Source organism: Pseudomonas sp. W2Jun17, assembly GCF_023127795.1.
GTDB classification, from domain to species: Bacteria; Pseudomonadota; Gammaproteobacteria; order Pseudomonadales; family Pseudomonadaceae; genus Aquipseudomonas; species Aquipseudomonas synxantha_A.
This window is the reverse complement of the sequence record NZ_SPKO01000039.1, coordinates 72924-88363: the sequence shown is the minus strand read 5'-3', so window position 1 is coordinate 88363 and position 15440 is coordinate 72924. Positions and strand designations below refer to the sequence as shown.

The following is a 15440-nucleotide window of genomic DNA, read 5'->3' as shown; positions in this document are numbered from 1 at the left end:
GGAGATTCACATGCACCACGCAGACTTCATCATCATCGGCGGCGGCATTGCCGGCGCGTCCACCGGCTTCTGGTTGTCGCAGCACGCCAAGGTGCTGGTGCTGGAGCGCGAAAACCATCCGGCCTATCACTCCACGGGGCGCTCGGCGGCGCTCTACACCGCTGCATACGGCACCCCGCAAGTGCGCGCGCTGACCCTGGCCAGCCGGGCGTTTTTCGACCAGCCGCCAGCAGGTTTCTGCGAACACCCACTGCTCACTCCGCGGGGCGAAATGACCGTCGATTTCACCGGCGACCCGGCCGAACTCGATAGTCAATACCTGAGCGCCAAAGCCACCGTGGCACAGGTACAACGCTTGAGCGCCGACGAGGCCTGTAAACGCTTGCCGATCCTGCGCCGGGAAAAAGTCCACGGCGCAATCTATGACCCAACGGCGTGCGACATCGATACCGACGCCCTGCACCAGGGCTACCTGCGCGGCATCCGTCGCAACAATGGCCAAGTGCGCACCGACAGCTATGTGCTGGGCTTGAGCCGCGACATCGACGGCCTGTGGCACGTGCGTACCCAGGATGGGACCTTCACCGCGCCGGTCATCATCAATGCTGCCGGCGCCTGGGCCGACCATATCGGCGGCCTGGCAGGCGCGGCCTCCATCGGTTTGCAACCCAAACGTCGCTCCGCATTTATCTTCGCCGGCCCGGACGGCGTCGATGCCCATGACTGGCCGATGCTGGTGGCCCTTGACGAAGCCTTCTACATGAAGCCCGACGCGGGCATGTTCCTCGGCTCGCCCGCCAATGCCGACCCGGTCCAGGCCCAGGACGTGCAACCCGAAGAGCTGGATATCGCCATGGGCATCTACCAGATCGAGGAAGCCACCACCCTGACCATCCGCCGCCCGACGCGCACCTGGGCCGGCCTGCGCAGTTTTGTGGCCGATGGGGATTTGCTCAGCGGTTTTGACCCACAGGTACCGGGGCTGTTCTGGGTGGCGGCACAGGGCGGTTATGGCATCCAGACCTCACCGGCCATGGGCCAGGCCAGCGCTGCACTGGTGCGCGGCGAGCCGCTGCCCGAGCACCTCGTACAGTTCGGGCTGGACGCTGGTATGCTCTCCCCCGTCCGCCTGGAGCCCCTTTGATGAACACCGCTGAACACGACAACGTCATGCAGAACTTTCGTGCGATTGCCGATGCGATCGCCACGCTGTTCTTTCCCCATGCGGAGGTGGTCCTGCATGACCTGCGCACGCAAACCGTCGATTACATCGCCAACAATCTGTCCAAACGCAGCCTGGGTGACGACTCGTCGCTGGAGGACATGCTCGACGGTGACGTCAGTGAAGTGAATATCGGGCCTTATGAAAAGCTCAACTGGGACGGCCAGAAAATCCGCAGCCTGAGCACCGTGCTGCACGACCACAACGGTCGCAGGCTGGCCGTGCTGTGCATCAACCTGAATATCTCACTGCTGGAAAACGCCAAGGCCGCGCTGGACCTGTTCCTGTCGCCGAGCAAGCTGATCGCCCAGCCGGACGCGCTGTTTCGCGATGATTGGCAGGAGCGCATCAACACCTTTCTGCATGGCTGGCTGCGTGAGCGTCAGTTGAGCCTGAACCTGCTGACCCGCGACCACAAACGTGAACTGGTGTTGGCGTTACACGCCGAAGGCGCGTTCAAGGGCAAGAGCGCGTCCAACTATGTCGCCAACGTACTGGGCATGGGGCGGGCGACGGTCTACAAGCATTTGAAGGAACTCAAGGGTTGAGCCCTTTCTGAAGACAGCGCCGCCCCCCTGTGGGAGCTCGACAGCTCCCACATTGACTGCGTATTTCCCTGGATCAGTCGCCGTAGATATCAGCCTTGAAGTACTGCTGTGAAATCTTCTGGTATTCACCACTGGCACGAATGCCGTCGATGGCCGCATTCAATTCGCTGACCAACTCGCCATTGCCCTTGCGCACCGCAATCCCCGCGCCCTCGCCCACGTATTTCGGATCCTTGAGTTCCGGCCCCACAAACGCGTAACCCTGGCCGCGTGGCATCGAGAGGAAGTCACTCAAGGGGATGGTGTCAGCAAAAATCGCGTCCAGGCGCCCTGCGGCCAGGTCCATGTAGATTTCTTCGTTATTGCTGTAGCGCTTGACGTTGATGCCCTTGGGTTCGAACACCTCGGTGGCATAACGGTCGGTGGTGGTGGCGCGCTGTACGCCGACGTTCTTGCCCTTGAGGCTGGCGTACTGGTCATCCACCACTGCGCCGTCCTTCATCACCAGGCGTGAGGAGGTGAAGTAGTATTTGTGGGTGAAATCCACCGACTTCTTGCGGTCCTCGTTGATGGTCATGGACGACAGCGCCAGGTCGATTTTCTTGACCTTGAGGGACGGGATCAAACCATCGAACTCACCTTCAACCCACACGCACTTGACCTTCATTTGCGCGCACAGGGCGTTGCCGATGTCGTAGTCGAAGCCGACGATCTTGCCGTCGCCGGTCTTGGACGCAAACGGTGGGTAAGCGGCCTCGATGCCGATGCGCAGGGTTTTCTCGGCGGCCAGCAGGTGGCTGGCAGCGAACAGACTCAGGGCCAGGGCGGGAATAAGGTGGCGTTTCTTCATGAGCGGGTTCTCGCGGGTTGTTGTTGGTTTGGCAAGAGTGAAGAAAAACGGACAGCAGCTGTTTTGTACTTATAATTCCATACTGGACTTTTATGCTCATCGCGTCAATTCAGAACAAACGCGTACGAAATGTGGGAGGGGGCTTGCTCCCGATAGCGGTGTTTCAGTCACATAGAGACTGACTGACACTCTGCTATCGGGAGCAAGCCCCCTCCCACACTTGGACTTACAGTGCTCGTGAGACCTTACTTCGACACCGGCATCGCAAACTCCGCACCCTGTTCAATACTCTCCGACCAACGCTGCATGATCGACTTCTGCTTGGTGTAGAAACGCACCCCCTCAGTGCCGTAGGCATGCATGTCGCCAAACAGGCTCTTCTTCCAGCCGCCAAAACCATGCCAGGCCATCGGTACAGGGATCGGCACGTTGATGCCAACCATGCCCACTTCAATGCGCCGGGCGAATTCGCGGGCGATGTTGCCGTCGCGGGTGAAGCAGCTGACGCCGTTGCCAAACTCGTGGTCGTTGACCAGCTTCACCGCTTCGGCGAAATCGTTGACGCGCACGCAGGCCAGCACCGGGCCGAAGATTTCTTCGCGGTAGATGCTCATGTCTTGGGTCACGTGGTCGAACAGCGTGGCGCCAAGCCAGAAGCCGTTTTCCAGGCCGGGTTCGGTGGGCACGTAGTCACGACCGTCGAGTAGCAATTGCGCGCTGGCCTGTACACCTTGCTCGATATAGCCGCTGATGCGCTCCAGGGCGGCCCGCGACACGATCGGGCCCATCTCGGCTTTTAAGTCGCGGCCATCAGTGATGCGCAGCGTCTTGGCGCGCTCGCTCAAGGCGGCGATGACCTTATCACCCACATCCCCCACCAGCACCGCCACCGAAATGGCCATGCAGCGCTCGCCGGCGCTACCGTAGGCAGCGCCCATCAGTGCATCGACGGTGCGCTCGATATCGGCGTCGGGCATCACCACCATGTGGTTTTTCGCCCCGCCCAGGCCTTGTACGCGCTTGCCGTTGCGGGCGCCGCTCTCATAGATGTACTGGGCAATCGGCGTAGAACCGACAAAGCTCACGGCCTTGACGTCCGGGTGTTCGATCAGCGCATCCACCGATTCCTTGTCGCCCTGCACCACGTTGAACACGCCTTTGGGCAAGCCCGCTTCACGCAGCAGCTCGGCCATGAACAACGAAGCGCTCGGGTCGGTGGGGCTTGGCTTGAGGATGAAGGTGTTGCCCGCCGCGATGGCGATCGGGTACATCCACATCGGCACCATCACCGGGAAGTTGAATGGCGTCACGCCGGCCACCACGCCCAGCGGCTGGCGCATGGTCCAGTTGTCCATGCCACGGGAGACCTGGTCGGAATGCTCGCCCTTGAGCAGGTTGGGAATGCCGCAGGCAAATTCGAGAATGTCGATGCCACGGTCGACTTCGCCCTGGGCGTCGGTGAAGACCTTGCCGTGCTCGGCGACAATGATGCGCGCCAAGTCATCCTTGCGCTCACGCAGCAGGTGCAGGTATTCAAACAACACGCGGGCGCGGCGGATCGGCGGGGTGTCGGCCCAGCCGGCGAATGCAGCCTGGGCGGCAGCGACGGCTTCGCCTACGGTCTGGCGGCTGGCCAGGGCCACGCGCGCGGTGACGTCACCGGTGGCCGGGTTATAGACGTCCTGATAGCGATCATCGCGGCTCACGCGCTGGTCGTTGATGTAGTGCTCGATGGTCGTGGTCATGGCAATGGATCCCAGGTAGGTAGCGTTGGGACACACGATAGGCTTTCGATTTGTTCCAAACCAGAGCAGAATCCAGAACTTATTGTCCTTTTATGCGAACAATACACTCATGGAAAAGGCTGAGATCGAAGGGCTGTGGACCCATATCCACTGGCTGTCGGTGCTGGAAGAACAAGGCACCTACACCGCCGCCGCGGCACGGTTGGGGGTGAGCAAATCGGCGGTCAGCCAGCGCATCTCCGATCTGGAGAAAGCCACCGGTACGCGCCTGGTGACCCGCACCACCCGCAGCGTGCGATTGACCGAAGCCGGGCTGTCTTTGACCCGCGAAGTGCGCAGTGCCTATGCGCAGATTGCCCGCAGCTTCTCGTCGGTGCGCGACTCCGTCGGCGAAATTCGCGGCCTGGTGCGCCTGACCGCCCCCGTGGCGTTTGCCCGGCAACAACTGGTGCCGCACCTTTCCGGTTTTTTGCAGCAGTACCCGCAAGTGCGCATCCAGCTAGACGTGTCCGACGCCTTGAGCTCACTGGCGGCCGAAGGCTACGACCTGGCGGTGCGCCACGGTTTCCAGGTGCCGGAGACGCATGTGGCGTGGAAGCTGTGCGATACCACCTCAGTGCTGGTGGCTACCCGGGACTACCTGCAACGCCACGGTGAACCGCGAACCCCGGCAGACCTGGGCGCCCACAACTGCCTTTACTACCCACGGGGCAGCGACCAACCGGCCTGGACCTTCGAGCGCGGCAGCAAAAATATCGAGCGCACCACCGTGCCCATCGCCGGCAGCTTTTCAACCAACAACAGCGAGGCCTTGCGCGACGCGGCGCTCAATCACTTGGGCGTCGCCTTGCTGCCGGACTTCAGCGCCCATGCCGCCCTGGCCAGCGGCAAGCTGGTGCAGGTGTTGAAGGGCTGGACGCTCAAGGGCGCGTTTGCCGATGAAATTTATTTGATTCGGCCCTACTCGCCCCATGTGCCCAGGTCCGTGACGGTGCTGGTGGGGTATTTGAAGGAAAAACTGTCAGGCGGGTTTCAATTCACTGGCAGCTGATGAAGGCTCGCTCCTACAGAGGACAGTGACCCAATCCTGTTGAATTCTTGCCTGATCCTCTGAACTTGAAGTCGATTGCATAGATAGCTGTTGCGCGGTGGTCTAGAGTTCGACGATGGGCGACGTACAGTCGCACCGTTCCTATAAGAATTTTGCAGCACCAACCGATGATCAGCAGGTGAGCCAGCCATGGAATTACGTATTAACCAAAAGGCCTATCAAGTCGAGGCCGAGGCAGACACGCCGTTGTTGTGGGTGATCCGCGACAACCTGGGCCTGACCGGCACCAAGTACGGCTGCGGCCTGGCCCAGTGCGGCGCCTGTTCGGTGCTGGTGGACGGCAATGTGGTGCGCTCGTGCGTGACGCCGGTAGCCGGGGTGGTCGGTCGCGAGATCACCACCATCGAAGCCATCGAGGCCGACGAGGTGGGCAAACGCGTGGTCTCTGCCTGGGTCGAGCACCAGGTGGCGCAGTGCGGCTACTGCCAGTCCGGGCAAGTGATGGCGGCCACCGCGCTGCTCAAGCACACCCCCGCTCCGTCGAAAGCGCAGATCGATGCGGCAATAGTCAACCTGTGCCGCTGCGGCACTTACAACGCCATCCATGCCGCCATGGATGGCTTGGCCGCCGGGAAGGAGACCGCCTGATGAATATGTCCGAGATCCTGCCCGGCGTTAAATTGGACGAGCCGATCAACCTGTCGCGTCGGCGCTTTCTCGCCAGTACCGCCGTAGGTGCGCTGGTCATCGGCTTTGGCTTGCCCCTGGGCTCGTCGCGGGTGCAGGCCGCCACCGGCGCTGCTGAACGCGGCACCCAAGTGCCGGCGTTCCTGGAAATTCGCCCGGACGGTAGCGTGCGCCTGCTCAGCCCCTTCATGGAAGGCGGCCAGGGCACCCACACCGCCATGGCACAGATCATCGGCGAAGAGTTGGATGCCGACCCCGCCACCTTCATCGTCGAAGCCGCCCCCCCGGGTGAAGCCTACGTGGTAATGGAAAACGGCCTGCGCATCACCGGCGGCAGCATGTCGGTGCGCATGAGCTACCCGACCATGCGCCGCCTCGGCGCCCTCGCCCGCGCCATGCTGATGCAGGCCGGCGCCGAGCAACTGCGCGTGCCGCTCAGCGAGCTGACCACCCAGCCTGGCCGCGTGGTACACGCCGCTTCCGGCCGCTCCGTGGGCTACGGTGAACTGGCCGGTCGTGCCCTCGATATGCCGGTGCCCGACCCCGCTACCATCACCCTGCGCGACCCTAGCCAGTTCCGTTGGATCGGCAAGCCGGTCAAACGCCTGGATGCCTATGACAAATCCACCGGCAAGGCGCTTTACACCATCGACCTTAAACTCGACAACATGCTCCACGCCGCCGTCCAGCACGCGCCGCGCCTGGGCATGAGCGTGGGCAGCCTGCGCAACCAGGCCCAAGTCGAGGCCATGCCGGGGGTGCATTCGGTTCATACCTTGCCAGGCGCCGTGGCGGTGGTGGCCGAACGCTGGTGGCACGCCAAGCGTGCGGTGGAGGCCATCCAGGTTGAATGGCAGGAAGCCTCTGCCGACTCGACCGTACGGGCGATGCCGGCGGATTTTTCCAGCGACAAATACCTCGACTTCCTCGCCGCCCAGCAGGGCCCGGCCCGCGATGACGAAAACCAGGGCGATGTCGCCGGCGCCCTGGCTGGCGCCAAGACTCGGGTCGAAGCCACCTACCATAACCAATACCTCAACCATGCCCAGCTGGAGCCGCCTTCAGCCTTGGCGCGCTTCAACCCCGACGGCACGCTTGAGGTGTGGCTGCCCAACCAGGCGCCGGATATGTTCCGCGCCGACATTGCCAAGCGCACCGGCCTCGCCACCGAGCAAATCACCCTGCACTCCCCACTGCTGGGGGGCTTTTTTGGTCGGCATTTCCTGTATGACTCGGCTAATCCGTACCCGCAGGCTATCGCGCTGGCCAAGGCCGTCGGCCGCCCGATCAAGCTGATCTGGAGCCGTGAAGAAGAGTTCCTGCGCGATGTATTGCGCCCGCTCGCCGTGGTGAAGTTTCGTGCAGCCCTGGACGACAAGGGCCTGCCGGTGGCCATCGAAGCGGTGAGTGCCACCGAAGGCCCTACCGAAGCCCTCAGTGGCAAACAGGGCGAGCAGATCGACCCCACCGCCCTGGAAGGCCTGTCGGGCAAGAGTTATGCGATCCCCAACAAGCGCATCGCGCAGATCTACGTCAAGGGCGCGCCCATGCTCGGCTACTGGCGTTCAGTGGGTAATTCCCTTAACGATTTTTTCTACGAATCATTCCTGGATGAGCTGGCGGACAAGGGCGGCCACGACCCGTATGAGTTGCGCCTGCACCTGCTGCGCGACAACCCGCGGCTGACCACCTTGCTGCAAGCGGTGGGGGAGCTGTCCGGTGGCTGGAAGCGTGGCCCCTACACCGCCGAAGACGGCACGCGCCGTGCACGCGGGGTGGCCATGGCTTCGCCCTTTGGCTCTCACGCGGCGGTAGTCGCCGAAGTGTCGATCGAGAACGGCCAGGTCAAGGTTCACCATATCTGGGAGGCCATCGACCCGGGCAGCATCGTCAACCCGGCGATCATTCAAGCCCAGGTCAGCGGCGCGGTAGCCTTGGGGCTGTCGCAAACGTTGCTGGAGGAAGCGGTGTACGTGGACGGTATGCCACGGGCGCGTAACTACGACCTGTATCCGATCCTGCCGCCCTCACGTATGGCGCAGGTGCACGTGAAGATCGTCGAGAGCGGCGAAAAGATGGGTGGCATCGGTGAACCGCCATTGCCCGCCGTGGCACCGGCGGTGATCAATGCGGTGGCACAGTTGACCGGCCAGCGCATCCGCAGCTTGCCGTTGAGCCGCCACACCTTCAGTTAACCCACAGGGAACGCCCATGAACAACCGCCGATTCGCAAGAACCGCAGGCTGGCTGGCGCTGCCCTGCCTGGTCGCCGCAGGCCTGCTGGCCTGGTACGTCACCCGCGAGCCCGCCTCGCCGTTTGAACAGCAACAGGCCACCAGTTTCGACCCTGCATTGGTCAGTCGCGGCGAATACGTCGCGCGGGTGAGTGACTGTGTGGCTTGTCACAGCCTGGCCGGCAAGCAGCCCTTCGCCGGTGGCCTGGAAATGGCCACGCCCCTGGGGGCGATCCACGCCACCAACATCACCCCCGACCGCGAGCATGGCATCGGCACCTACAGCCTGGCCGACTTTGATCGCGCCGTACGCCAGGGTGTTGCACCGGGCGGCCGTCGGCTGTACCCGGCCATGCCCTATCCGTCTTACGTCAAGCTCAGCGACGACGATGTGAAGGCGCTGTATGCGTTTTTCATGAAGGGCGTGCAACCGGCCAACCAGCCGAACATCCCCAGCGATATTCCCTGGCCGCTCAACCTGCGCTGGCCCATCGCCCTGTGGAATGGCGTGTTTGCGCCCACCGCCACTTACGCCGCCAAGCCCGACCAGGACGCGCTGTGGAACCGTGGCGCCTACATTGTCCAGGGCCCCGGCCACTGCGGCAGTTGCCACACACCGCGTGGCCTGGCCTTCAACGAGAAAGCCCTGGACGAATCCGGCGCGCCGTTCCTCGCTGGAGCGCTGCTTGACGGCTGGTACGCACCCAGCCTGCGCCAGGACCCCAACACCGGCCTGGGCCGCTGGAGCGAAGCGCAGATCGTGCAGTTCCTCAAGACGGGGCGCAATGCCCATGCCGTGGTCTACGGCTCGATGACCGAAGCCTTCAACAACTCCACGCAGTTCATGCAGGACGAGGACCTGGCCGCTATCGCCCGCTATCTCAAATCACTGCCCGGTGACCCGCAGCGTGATGGCAGCCCCTGGCAGTATCAGGCGGTGACAGCAAACCAGGATGTGCCCGGCGCCCACACTTACGCGACCCGCTGCGCCTCCTGCCACGGCCTCGACGGCAAAGGCCAGCCCGAATGGATGCCTCCCCTGGCCGGCGCCACGTCGGCACTGGCCAAGGAAAGCGCCTCGGCGATCAACATCACCCTCAACGGCTCGCAGCGCGTGGTGGCGGCCGGGATGCCGGACGCCTACCGGATGCCGGCGTTTCGTGAGCAGCTGTCCGATCAGGAAATCGCTGATGTGCTGAGCTACGTGCGCGGAACCTGGGGCAACAACGGTGGCGCGGTCGAGGCGAAGGCGGTGAGCAAGTTGCGCGGGCATACTGACCCTGCGAGCAGCAGCCCGATCATCCTGCATATGCGCTGAGTGATGTATGAACCGTGGGAGGGGGCTTGCTCCCGATTGCGGTGGTTCAGTCACAGTTGCATAGACTGACACACCTATATCGGCAGCAGGCCCCCTCTCACATTTGGCTCGGGGACCTCTATTTGCTTTCGTCCGCCTTGCCTTCCTGCATCTGCACCGAAGACTTGCTGCCGCTGGTGTTGTCTTTGGTGGTGTTATCGGAACTGTCAAAACAACCGTGCAGCATGAACACACTGCACAAGCCCAGGCACATATATAACTTCTTCATGAGATTCCCCTAGCGATGTTTGGGTGATGCATCAGCCTATGCTGTATCAGGCTGGCGCAACCGCCCATATGTTCAACGCGCAGCCTCAGCGACTGACGAGTGGCTTGCCATCAACTCGCTAGCCTTTACGCACGACCAATTTGAGCTACCCTTGATCCGTTAAGGCCTGCTATCCGGTGACCCCATGGACACGTTGACCAAAGCGCAAATCCAGCGCGCGCTTGCGAGGCGGCTGTGCAACTGCCGTGTCTCCTGCACGATCAATCCGGATAACAGCCTGTCGGTGACGGTGCTCGCGCCCGATGCCAACCAGTTCACCATCGCCAACATCAACCGTGCCCAGTATCACGGCGAGCCAGGGATCAATCGGCTCGTTCGGGAAATCCTGGAAGACATGGTAGTTTCGCGACAATCGTCCCGCCTCTCCTCCGTGGAGTAAACGCAAAAATCAACGAGGCTTGCCATGCACGCTGGTGCTGCTACCCCCTTGCAACGCGTCAAAATCGACTACCTTCAAGACACGCTGCTCGGCGTGAACCCCCTGTCTTGCGAGTGCATGGCGAAGGTCATGGAAGCGGGTGCGGGCGTGTCGCTGCAAATTCTCTCGCCGTGGCCGGAACAACTATTGAAGGCCCATACGGTTCAGATCAAAACCGAAGGCCGCACCTATCACGGCGTTGTCGTTGATGCCGGCAAGAACAACGCCAATGAACTGCTGGTGACCATCAAACTCCAGGGCTAGGGACTCGCTACAGATGGTCCCGGCCGGAATGCCGTCCTTGCCGTCAGGCCCCAGCAAACCGGTGGTGGCGACTGCTATTTGCACCGAACTGCACGCTTGTGAAAAATGACCCGGTACGCTGAACGCTTGTTCCACAAATCTTCGCAAACCATGCGCCCCCCCTATCCGGTTGAACACCCTCCTCGGCAGGCTTTCTAGATGTTCTCGACAACTGCCCATGGAGGGAATCCCCGATGAACATTCACCGCCTGCAACCTGCACTGCCATCGCTGTGCCTGGCAATTTGCGTCGCCTCGTTGACAGCGTGCGCGGGCAACGACTCAGCCTCAAACGTGGTGGCGCCAGGTGATGCCAAATCGCCGAGCACGCGAGCACTCGATACCGGTGCCGCCCTGCTGCAGTCACGTCCGCCCATCGACGCGCTCAATGCCTACCTGGACGGCTTTCACTTCTACAACGGCCACCCCGACGTGCAGATGGAAGCGCACCACTACTGCGCCATCCTCAATGAGGAGGTGATCCAGTGCGTGATTTACGACGGCAACCGCAAGGACGCCAAGTTGATGGGCGTGGAATACATCATCAGCGAGCAGTTGTTCAACAGCCTGCCGGCACCGGAGAAAGCCTTGTGGCACAGCCATGTGCATGAGGTGAAGTCCGGCCAGCTGGTCGCGCCTGGCATTCCCGCGGTGGCCGAGCACGCGCTGATGGAAAAGCTGGTGCACACCTACGGCAAGACCTGGCACACCTGGCATACCGACCTGCACAAGCGCCTGCCATTGGGTGTGCCTCAACTGATGATGGGGTTTACCGCTGACGGCCAGGCTGATCCAAGGATGGTCGCCGAGCGCGATCAACGCCTGGGTATCGACAGCACCGAGAAGAAGCACTCTCGCGCCGATATAGCCCCACCGGCCATTGCACCCGGGGCGGATGCCTGGCGCCACGGCACGATCATCCAGATCGACGACCCTACCGCAACGCCCCACCGGCACTGACGGCGCCGCCGGGTCATCTGGATTGAACAATCATTGACCCGCGCTTGCCACACAAGAATACGGCTGCATCCGCCGCCCTTTGCATGAGGTATTGCAACATGTCTTACGATTATCAAGGCTCCGCCAGCATCATCACGGCTTCGCGTCACCTCGGAACCCAAGCAGATGAACGCCTCAACGAACACGTTGACGTAAATCTGACAGGTAGCGGTAAACCTACCCTGATTCGCCTGGTCTTTGACACTCCACTGGAGTGGCCCGGCCATCCCAATTTCGTCATGGTGAACTTGCCAGACGGTACCTCCGTCGGCGGTGTAATCGCCCAGATAGAGCGGCCCGCTGACAAAGCCGGGTGGGTATAATTTACAGTGGATGACTGACTGCCACAGCGCTGACAGCCCGCCATCGAATTGCCCGACAAGTTCTTTGAATTTTTTTTGACGCCAATTATCTGTAGTTCATGAGCATAGGGAGGCCTCATGAAAACCAACGAGCTATTTACCATCAAGTATCAACTTCACGGCGAGCCGAGGTCCTTTATCGTGCGTACGGCACGCATGAACAATGCTGAAGCATGGCACTGGGCCAGTTGCGATGCCGGCGTGGCGGTCATCCCCAGGTTCGGTCAAAACAACCTCAAGCGCGTGTCCAAGCCGATGGCGGAAAAATACGGCATTACCGATGTGCGCTGGTGCGGGGCGGAAGAAATTCAGTGGGCGGAGGGTGTCACACAATGAACAGTCAGGTGCTGGATTACACAATCAGTCAAAGGTGGGATGAGGAGATTGCGCAGAACACCCAGATGTTTTTCGAAGCGGATCGACTGGATGCGCAGGCGTATAACATCATCGAACACTACAGCGGCGATGCAACGACCTGGGCGCGCTTCACGGAGGCGAAGAAGCTTGCGGATGCGAAGCGGACTGCGGCTTATCGAGAGTGGATGCGTATACGGCGGGCTATGAGAACGTAGGAGCGAGCTTGCTCGCGAAAAATGTCAACGATAATGCGTAAACCTGAAGGGACGCGGCGCTTGTGAGTCTTTCGCGAGCAAGCTCGATCCTACAAAAAAGACACGCCCCGTCCGGGGCGTGTCAGTCAACAAAGCGTGGACTGGTTTGTCGCTATCGGGGCATGGGTGTCTACACACCTTTGGTGTGACGCCGGACCTGTGGGAGGGGGCTTGCCCCCGATGGCGGCCTAAGAGCCGACCAGGATGCTTGACTTTGACCGAGTACATATCCGTTATTTGAGTCACGGCTGCTATTGGTTCCGCTTTTACAGCGGGTCACTTTCGAAAAGCGCGAAAGTAACCAAAGCGCTCTTTCCCCACCACTCGGCACCTCGCCTAGGCTCGGTGTGCCCGTAATCCGCCAGGGATTTGGGGGGCCGCCGCCACGCGCCATCCATGGCGCGGGGCGGCTAAACCGGCATCCCTGCCGGTTTACCCCCCAAATCCCTGTCGAATTCCGGCCAGCGTGGTTTGACGGGGCGCCTCAGATTGAGATCAAAAGCAGATCAAGATCAAGAGCGGCTCGCTTCGCATCGTGGTTACTGGTGGCTGCTACGAAGTTGTGTAGATACCCATGGCTATCGGGGGCAAGCCCCCTCCCACATTTTAGAGCTGCTTGAATCAGGGTTATGTGCCTGTTCAAAGAATCGGCTTGCCCCCCGTCACGCCATAGCGCTCGCCAGAGATGTAACTGCCTTCATCCGACGCCAGCAACACATAGATGGGCGCCACTTCCACCGGCTGGCCTGGGCGGCCCAGTGGCGTGTTGCCACCGAAATGCTTCACCGACTCCTCGGGCATGGTCGACACGATCAACGGCGTCCAGATCGGCCCCGGCGCTACGCTGTTCACCCGAATGCCACGCTCGCCCAGCATCTGCGCCAGGCCGGCGGTGAAGTTGGCAATGGCACCCTTGGTGGCCGCATAGGGCAACAGGGTCGGGTTGGGCATATCGGAATTGACCGACGAGGTGTTGATGATCGAACTGCCTTGCGCCATATGCGGCAGCGCCGCCTTGCAGATGCGAAACATCGCCGTGATATTGACGTTGAAGGTTTTCACCCAATCCTCGTCGGGAATATCTTCCAGGGATTTATAGGTCATCTGGAACGCAGCGTTATTGACTAGCACATCGATACGGCCGAATTTCTCGACGGTGTCATTGACGATCGCCGTGCACTGCGCCGCGTCGCCCAGGTCGCCGGGCAGCAACAGGCACTGGCGCCCTGCCGCTTCGACCCAGCGAGCGGTCTCCTTGGCGTCCTCATGCTCGTCCAGATACGACACCGCGACGTCCGCGCCTTCGCGAGCAAAGGCAATCGCCACCGCACGCCCGATACCGCTGTCGGCGCCGGTGATCAACGCAATCTTGTTGGCCAGGCGCCCCGAGCCTTTGTAGCTTTGCTCACCGCAATCCGGCACCGGGTCCATCTTGCGCTGGTCGCCCGGAACGGGCTGCTGCTGGGGATTGAAGGGTGGTGTTGGGTAGTGGTTCATCGGATTCCCTCCTGTGTATGGATACTGTTGCGAGGGCGTGCCGAGCGCGATAGTTCAGAGCAATTTTCATAAAATCGGATAACCGTTGCCGACAGATTTCCCTTTTTGTTGTAGGAGCGAGCTTGTTCGCGAAAATCATCAACGCTGACGTGTACTTTCTGAATGAACACGGCGCCTGAGAGTTTTTCACGAGCAAGCTCGCGCCTACCGTTGCGTAATAAAAATGTGCTATCCCTATGCGCTAGGGACTCATACATGAACGTGAAGCCGGCACTCGCCACGTGGAAGAAAAAACCAGAACGCCCATGACTGAACACCGCTCCCCCACCGCCGCAGAGTGGCTGATCCGCCAGGCCCAACCCGACGACGTACACGCCCTGGTTGAACTGGACGCCTACGCGGCTGCCCATGCCCACCGCCGCGTATTTATCCACGACGCCGTGGTTAACCAGCAATGCCTGGTGGCAGTCAGCGACCACGCGTGCGCCGGGTACCTGGTGCTCACCCACGACTTTTTCGATCACGGCTTTATTGCCCTTGTGGTGGTATCACCGACCTGCCAGCGCCAGGGTGTGGCCCTGCGCCTGCTGGCGGCGGCCGAGGCGGCCTGCAAGACGCCGAAGTTGTTCGCCTCCACCAACGCCTCCAATCGCGCGTCCCAGGCATTGATGACAAAGGCCGGATTCATACCCAGCGGGCAGATCGAGAACCTCGACGAAGACGACCCCGAGTGTGTGTACGTCAAATTCCTGCGCTGATCTGCATCAGGCCCAGGCCCAGGCGATCACCCACGCCGCCAGGTAAAGGCCCACACCAAACACGCCGTGGTTGATCAGGCTGCGCAGTCGGTTCTTGCCTGGCGTCGGCGTCCTGGACGATGCAAACCCGGCCCCCATGGCCGGCTGTATCACAAACAGCGGAACGGCCACTGTCACAACACCCCACGCCAGTGCAGGTACAAAGGTCGGCGCCAGCAACCAGGCATCGCCTTCAATCCACACCAGCACCCACGCGAACACCACTCCGGTGACGTAATGCGCGATCCAACCCAGGGCTACTTCACCTCGAACGGGAAGCGCTTGCCCAATGCTTGAATGCGCAAATCGCCCCCGGCACGCATGGCCGACCCAACGCCCAACGAACGCAAAATTCAGGGTCGGAAAGCCAAGCACCTTCATCAGCAGCATCCACATATCCATCACCACGGTAGCCCCTGCCCCCAACAACACCACCTGTGCAACCCCTTCCAGCGCTGTCATACCTACCTC

General features: G+C 61.4%; 18 protein-coding genes. 13 read left to right on the top strand and 5 right to left on the bottom strand.

Annotated elements, in window-relative coordinates; all coding sequences use genetic code 11:
* The first annotated feature begins 10 nt into the window (after positions 1–10).
* Together E4O98_RS25900 and E4O98_RS25895 are read left to right on the top strand one after the other, a co-directional pair.
* Entirely contained in the window at positions 11–1144 is a 1134-nt protein-coding gene (locus E4O98_RS25900; protein WP_248136618.1) for an FAD-binding oxidoreductase, read from the top strand.
* Positions 1144–1770 (top strand): PAS domain-containing protein, encoded by a 627-nt coding sequence (locus E4O98_RS25895; protein WP_005787407.1) that lies wholly within the window; start codon positions 1144–1146, stop codon positions 1768–1770. Before E4O98_RS25900 ends, E4O98_RS25895 begins: the two co-directional genes overlap by 1 nt.
* Before the next feature lie 73 nt (positions 1771–1843).
* On the opposite strand, the gene E4O98_RS25890 is transcribed toward E4O98_RS25895, so the two are convergent.
* Both E4O98_RS25890 and E4O98_RS25885 read right to left on the bottom strand, forming a co-directional pair.
* A complete protein-coding gene (locus E4O98_RS25890) occupies positions 1844–2620 on the bottom strand; it encodes an ABC transporter substrate-binding protein (protein ID WP_032876562.1) in 777 nt (258 codons plus the stop codon).
* 245 nt (positions 2621–2865) lie between these two features.
* The gene (locus E4O98_RS25885) at positions 2866–4365 is read right to left on the bottom strand and encodes a CoA-acylating methylmalonate-semialdehyde dehydrogenase (RefSeq protein ID WP_248136615.1); all 1500 of its coding nucleotides are present in this window, start codon (positions 4363–4365) and stop codon (positions 2866–2868) included.
* A gap of 109 nt (positions 4366–4474) precedes the next feature.
* On the opposite strand from E4O98_RS25885, the gene E4O98_RS25880 reads away from it, so the two are divergent.
* From E4O98_RS25880 to E4O98_RS25865, 4 genes are all read left to right on the top strand, one after another.
* Positions 4475–5416, top strand: coding sequence for a LysR family transcriptional regulator (locus E4O98_RS25880; RefSeq protein ID WP_148854117.1), 942 nt, complete (start codon positions 4475–4477; stop codon positions 5414–5416).
* Between the two features lie 189 nt (positions 5417–5605).
* Positions 5606–6064 (top strand): (2Fe-2S)-binding protein, encoded by a 459-nt coding sequence (locus E4O98_RS25875; RefSeq protein WP_248136614.1) that lies wholly within the window; start codon positions 5606–5608, stop codon positions 6062–6064.
* Positions 6064–8298, top strand: a complete 2235-nt coding sequence (locus E4O98_RS25870) for a xanthine dehydrogenase family protein molybdopterin-binding subunit (protein WP_103735315.1) — start codon at positions 6064–6066, stop codon at positions 8296–8298. The genes E4O98_RS25875 and E4O98_RS25870 overlap by 1 nt, the downstream gene beginning before the upstream one ends.
* Positions 8299–8314: 16 nt before the next feature.
* Entirely contained in the window at positions 8315–9655 is a 1341-nt protein-coding gene (locus tag E4O98_RS25865) for a cytochrome c (protein WP_223018785.1), read from the top strand.
* A 118-nt stretch (positions 9656–9773) separates the two neighbouring features.
* On the opposite strand, the gene E4O98_RS25860 is transcribed toward E4O98_RS25865, so the two are convergent.
* A complete protein-coding gene (locus E4O98_RS25860) occupies positions 9774–9923 on the bottom strand; it encodes a hypothetical protein (RefSeq protein ID WP_005787387.1) in 150 nt (49 codons plus the stop codon).
* A gap of 184 nt (positions 9924–10107) precedes the next feature.
* Between E4O98_RS25860 and E4O98_RS25855 the strand changes: the two genes are divergently transcribed.
* The 6 genes from E4O98_RS25855 (at position 10108) to E4O98_RS25830 (ending at position 12636) form a co-directional block, all read left to right on the top strand.
* Positions 10108–10362, top strand: coding sequence for a hypothetical protein (locus tag E4O98_RS25855; RefSeq protein WP_005787385.1), 255 nt, complete (start codon positions 10108–10110; stop codon positions 10360–10362).
* Positions 10363–10386: 24 nt separating this feature from the next.
* The gene (locus E4O98_RS25850; protein WP_032876579.1) at positions 10387–10665 is read left to right on the top strand and encodes a hypothetical protein; all 279 of its coding nucleotides are present in this window, start codon (positions 10387–10389) and stop codon (positions 10663–10665) included.
* 233 nt (positions 10666–10898) lie between these two features.
* The gene (locus E4O98_RS25845; RefSeq protein ID WP_248136612.1) at positions 10899–11663 is read left to right on the top strand and encodes an OBAP family protein; all 765 of its coding nucleotides are present in this window, start codon (positions 10899–10901) and stop codon (positions 11661–11663) included.
* A 98-nt stretch (positions 11664–11761) separates the two neighbouring features.
* Positions 11762–12025 (top strand): hypothetical protein, encoded by a 264-nt coding sequence (locus E4O98_RS25840; protein ID WP_248136610.1) that lies wholly within the window; start codon positions 11762–11764, stop codon positions 12023–12025.
* A gap of 117 nt (positions 12026–12142) precedes the next feature.
* Positions 12143–12400: a DUF6555 family protein gene (locus E4O98_RS25835; protein ID WP_005787382.1), complete on the top strand. Its 258-nt coding sequence runs from the start codon at positions 12143–12145 to the stop codon at positions 12398–12400.
* Positions 12397–12636, top strand: a complete 240-nt coding sequence (locus E4O98_RS25830; protein ID WP_248136608.1) for a hypothetical protein — start codon at positions 12397–12399, stop codon at positions 12634–12636. Before E4O98_RS25835 ends, E4O98_RS25830 begins: the two co-directional genes overlap by 4 nt.
* A 678-nt stretch (positions 12637–13314) precedes the next feature.
* Here E4O98_RS25830 and E4O98_RS25825 read toward each other — a convergent pair.
* Complete coding sequence (locus E4O98_RS25825; RefSeq protein WP_032876588.1) at positions 13315–14172, bottom strand: SDR family oxidoreductase; 858 nt, start codon at positions 14170–14172, stop codon at positions 13315–13317.
* 305 nt (positions 14173–14477) lie between these two features.
* On the opposite strand from E4O98_RS25825, the gene E4O98_RS25820 reads away from it, so the two are divergent.
* On the top strand, positions 14478–14930 hold the full coding sequence (locus E4O98_RS25820; RefSeq protein WP_248136606.1) for a GNAT family N-acetyltransferase: 453 nt from the start codon (positions 14478–14480) through the stop codon (positions 14928–14930).
* A 6-nt stretch (positions 14931–14936) separates the two neighbouring features.
* Here the strand turns inward: E4O98_RS25820 and E4O98_RS25815 are convergent, their stop codons facing one another.
* Positions 14937–15431 carry a DUF2938 domain-containing protein gene (locus E4O98_RS25815; protein WP_248090102.1) on the bottom strand — a complete coding sequence of 165 codons (495 nt, stop codon included), beginning with the start codon at positions 15429–15431 and terminating at the stop codon, positions 14937–14939.
* Positions 15432–15440: the final 9 nt, after the last annotated feature.

What these genes read in the sequence shown, in the direction of transcription:
- E4O98_RS25900 (WP_248136618.1), top strand. Translation starts at nt 11, where the DNA reads ATGCACCACGCAGACTTCATCATCATCGGCGGCGGCATTGCCGGCGCG.
- E4O98_RS25895 (WP_005787407.1), top strand. Translation starts at nt 1,144, where the DNA reads ATGAACACCGCTGAACACGACAACGTCATGCAGAACTTTCGTGCGATT.
- E4O98_RS25890 (WP_032876562.1), bottom strand. Translation starts at nt 2,620, where the DNA reads ATGAAGAAACGCCACCTTATTCCCGCCCTGGCCCTGAGTCTGTTCGCT.
- E4O98_RS25885 (WP_248136615.1), bottom strand. Translation starts at nt 4,365, where the DNA reads ATGACCACGACCATCGAGCACTACATCAACGACCAGCGCGTGAGCCGC.
- E4O98_RS25880 (WP_148854117.1), top strand. Translation starts at nt 4,475, where the DNA reads ATGGAAAAGGCTGAGATCGAAGGGCTGTGGACCCATATCCACTGGCTG.
- E4O98_RS25875 (WP_248136614.1), top strand. Translation starts at nt 5,606, where the DNA reads ATGGAATTACGTATTAACCAAAAGGCCTATCAAGTCGAGGCCGAGGCA.
- E4O98_RS25870 (WP_103735315.1), top strand. Translation starts at nt 6,064, where the DNA reads ATGAATATGTCCGAGATCCTGCCCGGCGTTAAATTGGACGAGCCGATC.
- E4O98_RS25865 (WP_223018785.1), top strand. Translation starts at nt 8,315, where the DNA reads ATGAACAACCGCCGATTCGCAAGAACCGCAGGCTGGCTGGCGCTGCCC.
- E4O98_RS25860 (WP_005787387.1), bottom strand. Translation starts at nt 9,923, where the DNA reads ATGAAGAAGTTATATATGTGCCTGGGCTTGTGCAGTGTGTTCATGCTG.
- E4O98_RS25855 (WP_005787385.1), top strand. Translation starts at nt 10,108, where the DNA reads ATGGACACGTTGACCAAAGCGCAAATCCAGCGCGCGCTTGCGAGGCGG.
- E4O98_RS25850 (WP_032876579.1), top strand. Translation starts at nt 10,387, where the DNA reads ATGCACGCTGGTGCTGCTACCCCCTTGCAACGCGTCAAAATCGACTAC.
- E4O98_RS25845 (WP_248136612.1), top strand. Translation starts at nt 10,899, where the DNA reads ATGAACATTCACCGCCTGCAACCTGCACTGCCATCGCTGTGCCTGGCA.
- E4O98_RS25840 (WP_248136610.1), top strand. Translation starts at nt 11,762, where the DNA reads ATGTCTTACGATTATCAAGGCTCCGCCAGCATCATCACGGCTTCGCGT.
- E4O98_RS25835 (WP_005787382.1), top strand. Translation starts at nt 12,143, where the DNA reads ATGAAAACCAACGAGCTATTTACCATCAAGTATCAACTTCACGGCGAG.
- E4O98_RS25830 (WP_248136608.1), top strand. Translation starts at nt 12,397, where the DNA reads ATGAACAGTCAGGTGCTGGATTACACAATCAGTCAAAGGTGGGATGAG.
- E4O98_RS25825 (WP_032876588.1), bottom strand. Translation starts at nt 14,172, where the DNA reads ATGAACCACTACCCAACACCACCCTTCAATCCCCAGCAGCAGCCCGTT.
- E4O98_RS25820 (WP_248136606.1), top strand. Translation starts at nt 14,478, where the DNA reads ATGACTGAACACCGCTCCCCCACCGCCGCAGAGTGGCTGATCCGCCAG.
- E4O98_RS25815 (WP_248090102.1), bottom strand. Translation starts at nt 15,431, where the DNA reads ATGACAGCGCTGGAAGGGGTTGCACAGGTGGTGTTGTTGGGGGCAGGG.